Genomic DNA, 12,172 nt, shown 5'->3' on the forward strand with positions numbered 1-12,172 from the left:
TGGAGCAGGCCGCGCAGGCGCTGCTGGCGGCATCGCCCGGTTCGCACGGTGCGCGCGGCACGCTGGCGCGGATGTACATGGAAACCGGCCGTTTCAGCGAGGCGCAGGCCTGCTATGCGCAGCTGGTGGAGCTGCTGGAAGAGCCGAGCGCCGCGCATTGGGACCACATGAGTGCAGCCCAGCGCGGCGCTGTGACTGGGACGCGGTGCGCCGCTCGGCCGCAGCGATCGGCATGGAGCTGTCCAGCCAGGACGGTGTGGTCGAAGAGCCGTGGGGCTGGGTGATCATCCGCAGCGAAGAGAACGGCGAGCCGATGGAGTACTACGCCCGTCGCAGCGGCCCGGTCACCGCACGCATCGTCGAGAACGCACCGGCCAACCGCGCGCAGCAGGTGGGCGACTGGGTGGTGTTCGATGCCGCGCTGGTGCACCCGGCGCCAGAGGAGGAAGAAGCGCGCGAGCACTTCATCCCGACCTATGCGCAGGTGCATGTGCTGGAGCGCGGCGGCTTCGCCCGCAGCTGGCTGATCGACGGCGCGCACCCGGGCGAAGAGGCCTGGAACACCTTCGTCGCAGCGCGGCCGAGGCGCAGGGCTGGCAGGTGTGGTCGCACAGCCGCCCGGACTACACCGTGACCGATCCGGACGAGGAGGAGGGCACGCTGCCGGGCCTGCTGTTCAGCGGTCGCCCAGCCGCAGGACCATGCACCGCTGGCGCTGCACCGCTTCCTGCAGCAGGAAACCGTGAAGTGGCCGCATCCGCACTGTTGGCTGCGCCTGGCCGAAGCCTGCGACCAGGATCGTCAGCCGCATCTGGATGTGATCGAGCGTTACGGGTTGTAAGCCCGTATCGGGTAGTGCCGGCCGCTGGCCGGCAGCGCCGGGATATCCTGTGTTGCCGGCCAGCGGCCGGCACGTCCTCAAGGAGAAAGACATGCGAAAGACAGGGATGTTCGTGATCACCGGGCTGCTGCTGGCCGCCAACGTGCAGGCGGTGCCGGCCTGCCAGGAACCCGCCGCCGTGGCCGCGCCATTCTTCGAGGCGACGTCGGGTGACAACGGGCTTTGTGCTGGACGCACCGCAGGCGCTGGTCAGCGACGGCTTTGGCAAAGCCCTGCGTGGCGAGCGCGCCTGCCAGCGCGCGAACAGGGCATCTGCAACATCGACTGGGATCCGTGGCTGGACGCGCAGGACGCTGACATCGAGGGGCCCGGTGACCTATCAGTGGGAAGGGGGCCACGGCTGATACCGGCATGGTCCGAGATTCCACTACGCAGTGGAGAAGCAGGCGTTCGTGTCGCGCGTGCCGATGGTCCGCCAGGGCAAGGGCTGCTGGCAGGCCCGACGACCTGATCTCCAACAATGGCCGCTCACTGCGCCGGATCTGGCCCAGCCTGTCCCTTGATGGTGGTGGTTGCCGGCTGCGGCATCCACGCATGGCGTCGTCCTGTTGCCGGCCAGCGGCCGGCACTACCAGATTGGGGAGCGACCCGTTGGTTGGCAGTACCGGGGTGGGGCCGACCGTTGGTCGGCACGCCTTTATCGCGTATGCCCCGAACACCAGTTCGATCACGAACTGGCTGCCGAAGAACGCCAGCAGCAGCAACAGCATCGCCGCCAGGCGTCCAGTGCACCGCCTTCATGCCGCGCCAGCCGTAGCGCCGGCGGGCCGATCAGCAGCACGCCGAACACGATCCACGACAGCACGCTTCAGCACGGTCTTGTGCACCAGCTTCTGCGCCAGCAGGTCGTCGACGAACAGCACGCCGGTGACCAGGGTCAGGGTCAGCAGCGCGAAGCCGACGGTGATCACCCGGAACAGCAGCGATTCCAGGTCGGCCAGGCGGCGGCAGCGCGCGCGCTAGCCACGGGCCGGACTCGCGGCGGCGCAGGGGCGCGTTCCTGCAGCCAGAGCATGATCGCCAGCGCAGCGCGGCGATGCTCAGCGTGGCGTAGGCCAGCAGCGCCAGCGCACGCGTGGCTGGCCAGGGCGCCAGCCTCAGCACCTTGCTCGGTTCGTGGCCGTAGCCGTGGTAGGCCAGCAGCAGGACCGCGGCCAGCGGGAACACCACCACGCCCAGCGCCGACATCCGCCCCACGCGCACCGACCAGCGAGGTCAGCCAGGCCATGCCGAGGCCGACCAGCGACAGCGCGGCGAAGAAGGTGCATGTCCGCGCCCGCCGTTGGTGCGCATCGCCACCATCACGTGGTAGCCGCCATGCAGCAGCATCGCCGGCAGGGCGGGCCACAGCCAGGTGGGGGAGCCGGTGGTTTCATCGCGGGCCGAGCGCGCGCACCAGCAGGGCACTGGCAGCCAGGTAGAGCAGGACGGCGATGAGAACGATTGGTCATCGTTGCAGTTTCGCATACCCCCGGGATGCTGGCGACGGCCCGGTGGTCGCAGTCCGGGCGGACAGCCCGGACCCGTTATACTGTCCTGCCTTATTGTCCCCCGCTTTCAGACAGGTTGCGCCGCATGTTCGAGTCCCTGACCCAGCGCCTTTCCGGCACCATCGAGCGCCTGCGTGGCCGCGGCCGCCTGACCGAGGAGAACATCCGCGAGGCGACCCGCGAAGTGCGCATCGCGCTGCTCGAAGCCGCGACGTCGCGCTGCCGGTGGTGCAGGCCCTGATCGAGCGCATCAAGGTGCGCTGCGGTCGAGCCAGGAAGTGCTGAAGTCGCTGACCCCGGGCCAGGCCCTGATCAAGGTCCGTCCGCGACGAGCTGACCGCGGTGATGGGCGCCGAAGCCAGCGACCTGAACCTCAATGTTCCGGCCCCGGCCATCATCCTGATGGCGGGCCTGCAGGGCGCCGGCAAGACCACCACGGTGGGCAAGCTGGCCAAGCACCTGAAGGAAAAGCGCAAGAAGAAGGTGATGGTGGTCTCGGCCGACGTCTACCGCCCGGCCGCGATCGAGCAGCCTGAAGACCCTGGGCCGAGCAGGTCGGGCGTGCTGTTCTTCCCGTCCAGCGCCGACCAGAAGCCGGAAGCCATCGTCCGCGCCGCGCATCGACGATGCGCGCAAGTCGTTCGTCGATGTGCTGCTGGTCGATACCGCCGGCCCGCCTGGCCATCGACGAAGCGATGATGGCCGAGATCAAGGCCCTGCACGCTGCAGTGAACCCGGCCGAAACCCTGTTCGTGGTCGATGCCATGACCGGCCAGGACGCGGCCAACACCGCCAAGGGCCTTCGGTGATGCGCTGCCGCTGACCCGGCGTGGTGCTGACCAAGACCGACGGTGACGCCCGTGGCGGTGCCGCGCTGAGCGTGCGCTACATCACCGGCAAGCCGATCAAGTTCGTCGGCGTCAGCGAAAAGCCCGGAAGGCCTGGACGTGTTCCACCCGGACCGCATCGCCAGCCGCATCCTCGACATGGGCGACGTGCTGTCGCTGGTCGAGCAGGTCGAGCAGCAGGTCGACAAGGACAAGGCGGCCAAGCTGGCCGAGAAGGTCGCCAAGGGCAAGAAGTTCGACCTGAACGACATGCGCGACCCAGCTGGAGCAGATGCAGAACATGGGCGGCATCGGCGGCCCTGATGGACAAGCTGCCGGGCCTGGGCAACATCCCCGACCATCTGAAGCAGCAGGTCAGCCAGGGCAAGGAAGTGCCGCGCATGATCGCCATCATCGGCTCGATGACCAAGAAGGAACGGCGCAACCCGAACCTGCTCAATGGCTCGCGCCGCGCGCGCATCGCCAAGGGCTCGGGCGTGACTCCGGCCGACGTCAACAAGCTGATGAAGCAGTACATGCAGATGGAAAAGATGATGAGCAAGATGGCCGGCGGCGGCATGAAGGGCATGTTGCGCAGCATGAAGGGCATGATGGGCGCCATGGGCGGCCGCGGCATGCCGTTCCGTTGATGCGTTGAACACCGGCTTTTTCTGTAGAGTCGAGCCATGCTCGACTGCTTTTCTGCCGGTGCCCGGGTCGAGGTAGAGTCGAGCAAGCTCGACGCCACCCCCACACTGCGCGCACCATGGGGGCCTGTCCGAAACGATGGGCCGTCATGCAGAGTTCCGCTGTATCTTCCCGCGTCGAGGCGTTCTGCCGACGCTTCGGCGTTTCCGTTCCGATCCTGCTGGCACCGATGGCCGGCGCCTGCCCCGTACCGTTGTCCGCCGCGCTGGCCAATGCCGGCAGCATGGGGGCGATGGGCGCAGTGCTGTCGTCATCGGCCGATATCGGTCGCTGGATGGACGACTTCCGTGCGACCTCCACCGGCCCGGCGCAGGTGAACCTGTGGGTGCCGGACCCCGCGCCGACCCGTGATGTTGCTGCCGAGGCCGCCAGCCGCGCCTTCCTCGCACAGTGGGGCCCGGACGTGCCGGCCAGCGCTGCCGACGCCACGCCCGCCGACTTCGAAGAACAGTTCGCCGCGCTGCTGGCGGCGCGCCCGGCGGTGGCCTCGACCATCATGGGCGTGCTGCTGCCGCGCCACGTGCAGCAGTTGAAGGACGCCGGCATTGCCTGGATCGCCTGTGCGACCACCTTGTCCGAAGCGCGCGCGGCACAGGATGCCGGTGCCGACGCAGTGGTTGCGCAGGGCGTGGAAGCCGGTGGTCATCGCGGTTCCTTTGATCCGGCAATGGCCGAACGCCAGCTGGTCGGCCTGTTCGCGCTGTTGCCGCGCCTGGCCGATCACCTGCGGATTCCGGTGATCGCCGCCGGCGGCATCGCCGATGGTCGTGGCATCGCTGCCGCACTCACCTTGGGTGCCAGCGCCGTGCAGATCGGCACCGCCTTCCTGCGCACGCCCGAAGCGGCGATCGCTTCGGCGTGGGCCGATGGATTGGCGGCCAGCGAACCGGAAGATACCTGGCCGACCCGCGCCTTCAGTGGCCGCCTCGGCCGTGGCCTGGCGACCCCCTATGTGCGCGCTGCCGCTGCAGAAGGCGCACCGGCGCCGCGTCCGTATCCGGTGCAGCGCGGGCTGACCGCACCGATGCGCAAGCAGGCCGTGCAGGAAAACCGGCTGGCGGCGATGCAGGCCTGGGCCGGGCAGTCGGCGTGGATGGCACCGGCACAGCCGGCCGCTGACGTGTTGCGTGGCATGTGGCAGCAGGCGCAGGCGCTGCTGCGATGACGCTGACCTGCAACGGCCGGCTGGCGCAGGTGGAGGATCTGCTGCCTGCACTGGTCAACTATGGCCACTTCACCTCGCTGCAGGTGCGGGGTGGTGCGGTGCAGGGGCTGGTTCTGCATCTGGCGCGGCTGTCGCAGGCCACGCGCGAACTGTTCGGCAGCGAACTGGATACGGCGCAGGTGCGGGGTTGGATGGCGCAGGCGCTGCAGCAGACCGGGCTGGCCGATGCCTCGCTGCGGGTGACGGTGTTCTCGCGTCGCTTCGACTTCCGTAATCCGCTGGCGGCCGTGCCGGTGGACGTGCTGGTGGCGGCGTCCGCGCCGGTGGTGTTGGTCGCACCGAAGCGGTGTGCGCAGCGTGGTGTGGCAGCGCGAGCTGCCGCAGATCAAGCACGTCGGCACCTTCGGCCTGTTTGCCGAGCGTCGCGCGGCGATGGCGGAAGGATTCGACGATGTGCTGTTCGTGACCGCCGATGGCGAGGTGAGTGAAGGCAGCACCTGGAACCTGGCCGTTCACGATGGTGAGCGGCTGCTCTGGCCGCAGGCACCGGCCCTGCGCGGTACCGCCGAGGCGCTGCTGAAGCAGCATTGGCCCGGCGCGCAGCAGACGCGGCCGCTGGCACTGGCTGAACTGGACAGTGTGAAGGCCGCTTTTGCCTGCAACGCCAGCGGCCTGTGGGCGCTGGAGGCCATTGACGGGCATGTCCTGCCGGGCTCGCAGGCGCTGGCTGAACAGGGCAGGGTGGTGCTTGCGGGAGTGGCTTGGCAGGGACTGGGGTCAGATCCCTTTTGCGCCGCAAAAGGGATCTGACCCCGGCGAGCGCCCGGGGTTGGCTCGGCCGGGCTCTGCCGCTATAATCGCCCGCTTACCTCGCCATCCTGGCGACTGGGCAATAGGAAAAACACCATGGTCAAGATTCGACTGACCCGCGGCGGCGCCAAGAAGCGTCCGTTCTACCACATCATCGTCACCGACGTGCGCAGCGCGCGCGACGGCCGCAACATCGAGCGCGTTGGCTTCTACAACCCGGTCGCCCAGGGCGCCGAGAAGCGCATCGAGCTGGACCTGGCCCGCGTTGACCATTGGGTCAAGAACGGCGCCCAGCCGACCGACAAGGTCCGCAACCTGATCAAGGAAGCGACCAAGTCCCAGGCCGCTGCGGCCTGATCCTGACGGGCCACGCTTCGGCGTGGCCCTCTTGGTTGAAGCAGATGAAAGATATCGAGCGCCGCATCCTGCTGGGCAGGGTTGTCGGCGCTTTTGGTGTGCGCGGCGAGATCAAGCTCGAGTCCTGGACCGAGCCACGTTTCGCCATTTTCCGTTACCAGCCGTGGATCGTGCGCAGCCCGTCCGGCGTGGAAACCACGATTGAAGGTGTACGCGGCCGCGACAGCGGCAAGCACCTGGTCGCCCGTTTCCCCGGCGTCGAGGACCGCGATACCGTTGAAGCGATGCACGGCACCGAGATCTACGTGGCCCGCAGTGCGTTGCCGCCGCCGAAGCCCGACGAGTACTACTGGGTGGACCTGGAAGGCCTGGATGTGAAGACCACCGAGGGCGTTGCCCTGGGCCAGGTCTCGCACCTGTTCAGCACCGGCGCCAACGACGTGGTGGTGGTCCGTGGTGACCGCGAGCGGATGATTCCGTTCGTGCAGCCGGACTTCGTCAAGTCGGTCGACTTCGAGGCCAACCTGGTCGTGGTCGACTGGGATCCCGAGTTCTGAGTGTGAGCATGCGTTTCGACGTCATCACCCTGTTCCCCGAGTTCCTCGCCCAGTCCGCTGGACTGGGCGTGGTCGGGCGCGCGCAGGAGAAGGGGTTGTTCAGCCTGCATGGCTGGAACCCCCGTGATTACGCCGAAGGCAACTACCGCCGGGTGGACGACCGTCCGTTCGGCGGTGGCCCCGGCATGGTGATGCTGATCGAGCCGCTGCAGGCCTGCCTGCAGGCGATCCGTGATGCCGATCCGACCCCGGCGCGGGTGATCCATCTCAGCCCGCAGGGTGCGCCGTTGACCCAGGCCAAGGTGCGGGAACTGGCGGCACTGCCGCGCATGGTCCTGCTCTGCGGCCGCTACGAGGGCATCGACGAGCGTTTCCTGGAGGCCAATGTCGACGAGGAAATCTCCCTCGGCGACTACGTACTGTCCGGTGGCGAGCTGGGCGCGGCGGTGATCATCGACGCCGTGGCCCGCCTGCAGGACGGTGCCCTGAACGACGCGGAATCGGCGGCGCAGGACAGCTTCGAGGGCGACCTCGGCCTGCTGGACTGCCCGCACTACAGCCAGCCGGCCCAGCACCCGCTGGGTGACGTGCCGGATGTGCTGCGCTCAGGCAACCACGCGGCCATCGCGGCCTGGCGCCGCCAGCAGTCGCTGGTCCGTACCGCCCAGCGGCGCCCGGACCTGCTGGATGAACAGGCGCTGGGCAAGGCCGACCGCAAGCTGCTGGAGCAGGGCCGTCAGGCCCAGAAACACAAGGCCAGCCCCTAGCGCAGGGCTGGCGATATCGGCTATCATGGCCAATTCCCGTCGGCCCCGGCCGGCGCGCGCAGTACCCAAAACAAACGTGCAGCACAGTCCGGTGACTGCATGAGCCTACGTTGTCGATACGACACGCCCACCCGAACAAGAATCGGTGTAACCCATGAGCAAGCTGAACAAGTCCATCGTCGCGGAATTCGAATCCGCCCAGATCACCCGTGAACTGCCGAAGTTCAGCCAGGGCGACACCGTTGTCGTCAACGTGAAGGTGAAGGAAGGCAGCCGCGAGCGCGTGCAGGCCTACGAAGGCGTTGTCATCGCCACCAAGAACGCCGGCCTGAACTCCTCGTTCACCGTCCGCAAGATCTCGCACGGCTACGGCGTCGAGCGCGTTTTCCAGACCCACAGCGCCATCATCGACTCGGTCGAAGTGAAGCGTCGTGGTAAGGTCCGCGCCGGCAAGCTGTACTACCTGCGTGGCCTGGAAGGCAAGGCTGCCCGCATCAAGGAAGACCTGGCTGCCGCTGCTGCCGCCAAGGCTGCCCGTCTGGCCGAAAAGGCCTGATAAACAACTTCGGTTGTTGCCGCGACGGCCACCTTCGGGTGGCCGTTTGCGTTTCCGGCACCGCATCGGCCACGATCGGGTGATGAACGACATCAACCGGCACTATCCCGCTGTCATCCAGTCGGCGCTGCGCTTCCTGGACGGCAAGGGGCTGGCGCGCGTGCAGTCGGCGCCGCTGCTGCATCGTGTGCTGTGGCGCATGGGCATCGCGCTGCCACCGCCGATCCTGGCCGGCTTCGGCACCAATGCGCTGGTACAGGGCCTGCTGTTCGGGCTGTTCTGGACCGCGCTGATGTGGCTGATGCTGTGGCAGGGCAGCGAGCGCCCGCTGGCCCTGCTGCTGGCGGCCGGACTGTTGGCCGGTGCCCTGTTCGGTGTGGTGATGGCGGCGCTGATGCGCTCGCTGCGCCGCCACCGCAAGCTGCCGGACTGGCGGCAGTTCCGGGCGCGGCAGGCGGACTGAGCCGATGGCGCACCGCGCCGTGACCGGCAGGTGCGAGCCGCGCTAGGCTGCGGTTTCATCCTGATGGACGTGCCGTGCGATGCCTGCCAAGCGAACCGCACCTTCCGCCGCGCCCACGCTGCTGTCCGGCGGCAATCCGCAGATTGCCAAGGGCGAGGGCGATGCCCCGGTGCAGGCCTATATCGCGGCGATGCCGGACTGGAAGCGGCCGATCGGAGTACAGCTGGATGCGCTGATCGTGCAGGCGGTGCCTGGCGTGCACAAGGCCGTGAAGTGGAATTCGCCGATGTATGCGGTGGCGCCGGGCGCAGGCTGGTTTCTCAGCTTCCATTGCTTCACCCGCTACATCAAGGTGGCGTTCTTCGTGGCGCTGCACTGACGCCGGCGCCGCCCGAGCCTTCCCGGAGCGCCGATACGCGCTACCTGCACATTGCACAGGATGGAGTGCTGGATGAAGCACAGTTCCTCGACTGGGTGCGCCAAGCCGCGGCATTACCCGGCGAGCGCATGTAAGCGCACCGTTCCGATCCCCTTGCCAACGAGAGCCGATGATGGCCACACATGCACCGAACCCTGCCGATGCCGGAACACCGGCGGCCGAACTGATCGACGCGCGCATCGCCGAGCTGGGGGATTGGCGTGGTGAAACCCTGGCACGTGTGCGTGCGTTGATCCATGAGGCGCTGCCCGACGTGCAGGAAGCCTGGAAGTGGCGCGGTACACCGGTGTGGGAGCACAACGGCATCCTGTGCACCGGCGAGACCTACAAGCAGGCGGTGAAGCTGACCTTCGCCAACGGTGCCGCGCTGGCGGACCCGAAGGGCCTGTTCAACGCCAGCCTCGAGGGCAACACGCGGCGTGCGATCGACATCCATGAAGGCGCGATGCCCGATTCCGCGGCGTTGAAGGCGCTGCTGCGCGCGGCGGCGACGTTCAACGCTGCGAAGAAGAAGCGGTAGAGCCGGCCGCTGGCCGGCTGTTTTGCGATGCTTCCGGAGAGGTGTGAAGTTGCCGGCCAGCGGCCGGCACTACCACAGGCCCATGAGGTTGCCGGCCAGCGGCCGGCACTACCGCAGCGGCGCGGCATCCGGGTCGGCCACCGGCGAGGGCGGGCAGGCGGGAATCTCCGACGGCGTGGCCAGTTCTTCGGCGTGCGAGGGCTTGCCCATCATCTTCGCCTTGCGCCAGCCACCCCAGCGGTAATACGCCAGTGACAGCAGCATCGACACCAGCGAGCTGACCGGGAAGCTCCACCAGATCGCATCGGCGCCCCAGTACGGCTGCAGCAGTTCGGCGAACGGCACGCGCACGCCCCACAGCGAGCCGGCCAGGATCAGCAGTGGCGGAATCACTGCGCCGGTGGAGCGCACCACGCCGGAGATCACGAAGCTGACGCCGAAGAACAGGAACGAACCGATCACCACGTGGTTGAGGTGGCGGGCGATGTCCAGCGCCTGGCTGGCCGGTGGCAGGAACAGCGCCAGCAGCTGGCGATCGAACACCACCAGCGGCAGGATCAGCGCGCCGGTCAGCAGGAAGTTGAACAGCACGCCCTGGCGCGCGGTGCCGCGCACGCGGTCCCAGCGCTGCGCACCGACGTTCTGCGCGGCCATCGACGAGCACGCCGCACCGATCGCCATCGCCGGCATCTGCAGGTAGTTCCACAGCTGCAGGGCGGCACCGTAACCGGCGCCGGTGTCGGTGCCGTACTGGTTGACCATGGTCATCAGCAGGATCACCGACAGCGAGATCAGCACCATCTGCAGGCCCATCGGCACACCCTTGACCACCAGTGCCTTGAGGATGGTCATGTCGAGCTTGAACAGGCGCATGTCGGCGCGGCCCAGCCACAGGGTGTGGCGCTTGTGCCGCATGTACAGCAGCAGGCCGGCCAGCGACAGCGTCTGCGCGACCAGCGTGGCCCAGGCCGAGCCGGCGATACCCAGCGCGGGGAATGGCCCCATGCCGAAGATCAGGACCGGGTTCAGCACGATGTCCAGCGCCACCGACACCATCAGGAAACGGAACGGCGTGCGCGAGTCACCGGCACCGCGCAGTGCGGCGGTAAGGAAGGCGAACGCGTACAGCGTCGGCATCGCCAGGAAGATGATCTGCAGGTAGGCCTCGGCCAATGGCAGCGACGCGGCCGGCGTGCCCATCGCCGCCAGCAGCGGATGGGCCATGAACCAGCCGGCGATGGCGATGATCACCGACAGGCCGATGAAGAAGGTGGCGCTGGTGCCGACCACGCGCCGCGCCTGCGCGATGTCGCGCGCACCGATGGCCTGTCCGATCAGGATGGTCGAGGCCATGCCGAAGCCGAACACCGAGCCGATCAGGAAGAACATGATGTTGTTGGCGTTCGCGGTGGCGGTCAGTGCCGCCTCGCCGAGGAAGCGCCCGACCCAGACCGCATTCACCGAACCGTTCAGCGATTGCGCGATGTTGCCCGCCAGGATCGGCAGGGAAAACAGCAGGAGATTGCGGCCGATCGGGCCGGAGGTCAGGTCAAGCGGCGCTTTGGCCATGGAGTGGTGATCGAATCCCGGGAGGCGCACACTAGCACCAAGCCGGTTTGCGGGATGTGGCAATGCATCAACGACTGCAGGTGAAGCGGAGCCTGGCGCTGGCCTTGATCGGCGCCGTACTGGCCGCATGTTCGACAGGTGACCGGCTGGGCGATACCCAGGTGCGGCCGACCGACCGGCCCGAATGCCTGGTTGGCAGCCAGCGCCAGGATCTGTCTGCCGGCGTACCCACACTGATCGGGGGCAGCGGTTGCCGCACTGACCCCGACAACCCGCGTCCCCTGAACAAGCCACCGGAGTAGCACGCACCAATGCCCGAGCTTTCCCCGCTGTCGCCCAGTGTCCGCCTGGACATCTGGCTGTGGGCGGCCCGCTTCTTCAAGACCCGCAGCCTGGCCAAACAGGCCATCGAGACCGGCAAGGTCAGCGTGGCTGGGCAGCGCCCGAAATCCTCACGCGCGGTGCGCGTCGGCGAGCAGCTGCAGGTGGATCGTGGCGAGGAGCATTTCGAGATCCAGGTGCTGGGGCTGAGCGATCAGCGCGGGCCGGCGCCGACGGCGCAGCAGCTGTATGCCGAGAGCGAGGCCTCCAAGGCCCGTCGTGCCGAGCAGCGCGCGCTGCGCATCGCTGCACGCGATGGGTTCCAGCCGCCGGAGCACAAGCCGGACAAGCGCGCACGGCGGTTGATCCGCGCGCTGGGCGATATCGACGCGCTGTAGGCAACAGGGCGCCGGACCGGGTCCGGCGCCCGCAAGCCTCAGCGCTTGCCGCCGAGCAGGTTGCCACCGAGCTTGAGCAGGTCGCTCATGCCGAACTGGCCGTCGCCGTCCTGGTCCAGCACGCTGCCGAGCAGGCCGCCGGCGATGCCGCCCTGCTGCTGCACCTGCTGCTTTTCCTGGCCGAGCGCCTGGCTGAGCGAGCCGGCATCGGCCTGGCTGCCGCCGAGGCGCTGGGCCAGGAAGGCCATCACGATCGGCGCGAGGATCTGCAGCAGCTGGCTGGTGCGCCGCTGTCCAGCTGGGTGGCCTGGGCCAGGCCGGTTT

The 12,172-nt window shown here is 68.0% G+C and carries 10 protein-coding genes and 6 pseudogenes; 13 read left to right on the forward strand and 3 right to left on the reverse strand.

The window, feature by feature from the left end; all coding sequences use genetic code 11:
* A pseudogene (locus AB1281_RS00615) lies at positions 1-841 on the forward strand (tetratricopeptide repeat protein); the annotation flags it as partial.
* 710 nt (positions 842-1,551) lie between these two features.
* On the opposite strand, the pseudogene AB1281_RS00620 reads toward AB1281_RS00615, so the two are convergent.
* Positions 1,552-2,345: pseudogene (locus AB1281_RS00620) on the reverse strand (cytochrome C assembly family protein); the annotation flags it as partial.
* A gap of 131 nt (positions 2,346-2,476) precedes the next feature.
* On the opposite strand from AB1281_RS00620, the pseudogene ffh reads away from it, so the two are divergent.
* The 10 genes and pseudogenes from ffh to AB1281_RS00670 all read left to right on the forward strand — a co-directional run bounded on the left by ffh (position 2,477) and on the right by AB1281_RS00670 (position 9,560).
* Positions 2,477-3,868, forward strand: a pseudogene (gene ffh / locus AB1281_RS00625) (signal recognition particle protein).
* A gap of 146 nt (positions 3,869-4,014) precedes the next feature.
* Complete coding sequence (locus AB1281_RS00630; protein ID WP_430344826.1) at positions 4,015-5,091, forward strand: NAD(P)H-dependent flavin oxidoreductase; 1,077 nt, start codon at positions 4,015-4,017, stop codon at positions 5,089-5,091.
* Positions 5,088-5,901 (forward strand): annotated as a pseudogene (locus AB1281_RS00635) (aminotransferase class IV family protein). The gene AB1281_RS00630 and the pseudogene AB1281_RS00635 overlap by 4 nt, the downstream one beginning before the upstream one ends.
* A 96-nt stretch (positions 5,902-5,997) precedes the next feature.
* Complete coding sequence (gene rpsP / locus AB1281_RS00640; RefSeq protein WP_005415733.1) at positions 5,998-6,258, forward strand: 30S ribosomal protein S16; 261 nt, start codon at positions 5,998-6,000, stop codon at positions 6,256-6,258.
* Positions 6,259-6,302: 44 nt separating this feature from the next.
* Complete coding sequence (rimM, locus tag AB1281_RS00645) at positions 6,303-6,815, forward strand: ribosome maturation factor RimM (protein WP_430344827.1); 513 nt, start codon at positions 6,303-6,305, stop codon at positions 6,813-6,815.
* 8 nt (positions 6,816-6,823) lie between these two features.
* Entirely contained in the window at positions 6,824-7,582 is a 759-nt protein-coding gene (gene trmD, locus AB1281_RS00650) for a tRNA (guanosine(37)-N1)-methyltransferase TrmD (RefSeq protein WP_106467430.1), read from the forward strand.
* A gap of 154 nt (positions 7,583-7,736) precedes the next feature.
* The gene (rplS, locus tag AB1281_RS00655; RefSeq protein ID WP_005408597.1) at positions 7,737-8,138 is read left to right on the forward strand and encodes a 50S ribosomal protein L19; all 402 of its coding nucleotides are present in this window, start codon (positions 7,737-7,739) and stop codon (positions 8,136-8,138) included.
* An 82-nt stretch (positions 8,139-8,220) separates the two neighbouring features.
* Entirely contained in the window at positions 8,221-8,601 is a 381-nt protein-coding gene (locus AB1281_RS00660; RefSeq protein ID WP_075675013.1) for a DUF6404 family protein, read from the forward strand.
* A 79-nt stretch (positions 8,602-8,680) separates the two neighbouring features.
* Positions 8,681-9,114 (forward strand): annotated as a pseudogene (locus AB1281_RS00665) (DUF1801 domain-containing protein).
* A 38-nt stretch (positions 9,115-9,152) separates the two neighbouring features.
* Positions 9,153-9,560, forward strand: a complete 408-nt coding sequence (locus tag AB1281_RS00670; protein WP_430344828.1) for a DUF1801 domain-containing protein — start codon at positions 9,153-9,155, stop codon at positions 9,558-9,560.
* 108 nt (positions 9,561-9,668) lie between these two features.
* Here the strand turns inward: AB1281_RS00670 and AB1281_RS00675 are convergent, their stop codons facing one another.
* A complete protein-coding gene (locus AB1281_RS00675) occupies positions 9,669-11,129 on the reverse strand; it encodes an MATE family efflux transporter (RefSeq protein ID WP_075675011.1) in 1,461 nt (486 codons plus the stop codon).
* 62 nt (positions 11,130-11,191) lie between these two features.
* Here AB1281_RS00675 and AB1281_RS00680 point away from each other — a divergent pair, with 62 nt between their 5' ends.
* Together AB1281_RS00680 and AB1281_RS00685 are read left to right on the forward strand one after the other, a co-directional pair.
* A complete protein-coding gene (locus tag AB1281_RS00680; protein ID WP_368851148.1) occupies positions 11,192-11,431 on the forward strand; it encodes a hypothetical protein in 240 nt (79 codons plus the stop codon).
* A 9-nt stretch (positions 11,432-11,440) separates the two neighbouring features.
* Positions 11,441-11,848 carry an RNA-binding S4 domain-containing protein gene (locus AB1281_RS00685; protein ID WP_004149153.1) on the forward strand — a complete coding sequence of 136 codons (408 nt, stop codon included), beginning with the start codon at positions 11,441-11,443 and terminating at the stop codon, positions 11,846-11,848.
* A 38-nt stretch (positions 11,849-11,886) separates the two neighbouring features.
* Here AB1281_RS00685 and AB1281_RS00690 read toward each other — a convergent pair.
* Positions 11,887-12,172, reverse strand: a pseudogene (locus tag AB1281_RS00690) (DUF937 domain-containing protein); the annotation flags it as partial.

Source organism: Stenotrophomonas sp. NRRL B-14846, from assembly GCF_050473585.1.
GTDB lineage: Bacteria > Pseudomonadota > Gammaproteobacteria > Xanthomonadales > Xanthomonadaceae > Stenotrophomonas.

Coding starts and splice junctions, on each gene's coding strand:
- trmD (WP_106467430.1), top strand. CDS start 6,824: ATGCGTTTCGACGTCATCACCCTGTTCCCCGAGTTCCTCGCCCAGTCC.
- AB1281_RS00680 (WP_368851148.1), top strand. CDS start 11,192: ATGCATCAACGACTGCAGGTGAAGCGGAGCCTGGCGCTGGCCTTGATC.
- AB1281_RS00670 (WP_430344828.1), top strand. CDS start 9,153: ATGGCCACACATGCACCGAACCCTGCCGATGCCGGAACACCGGCGGCC.
- AB1281_RS00660 (WP_075675013.1), top strand. CDS start 8,221: ATGAACGACATCAACCGGCACTATCCCGCTGTCATCCAGTCGGCGCTG.
- rimM (WP_430344827.1), top strand. CDS start 6,303: ATGAAAGATATCGAGCGCCGCATCCTGCTGGGCAGGGTTGTCGGCGCT.
- AB1281_RS00630 (WP_430344826.1), top strand. CDS start 4,015: ATGCAGAGTTCCGCTGTATCTTCCCGCGTCGAGGCGTTCTGCCGACGC.
- AB1281_RS00685 (WP_004149153.1), top strand. CDS start 11,441: ATGCCCGAGCTTTCCCCGCTGTCGCCCAGTGTCCGCCTGGACATCTGG.
- AB1281_RS00675 (WP_075675011.1), bottom strand. CDS start 11,129: ATGGCCAAAGCGCCGCTTGACCTGACCTCCGGCCCGATCGGCCGCAAT.
- rpsP (WP_005415733.1), top strand. CDS start 5,998: ATGGTCAAGATTCGACTGACCCGCGGCGGCGCCAAGAAGCGTCCGTTC.
- rplS (WP_005408597.1), top strand. CDS start 7,737: ATGAGCAAGCTGAACAAGTCCATCGTCGCGGAATTCGAATCCGCCCAG.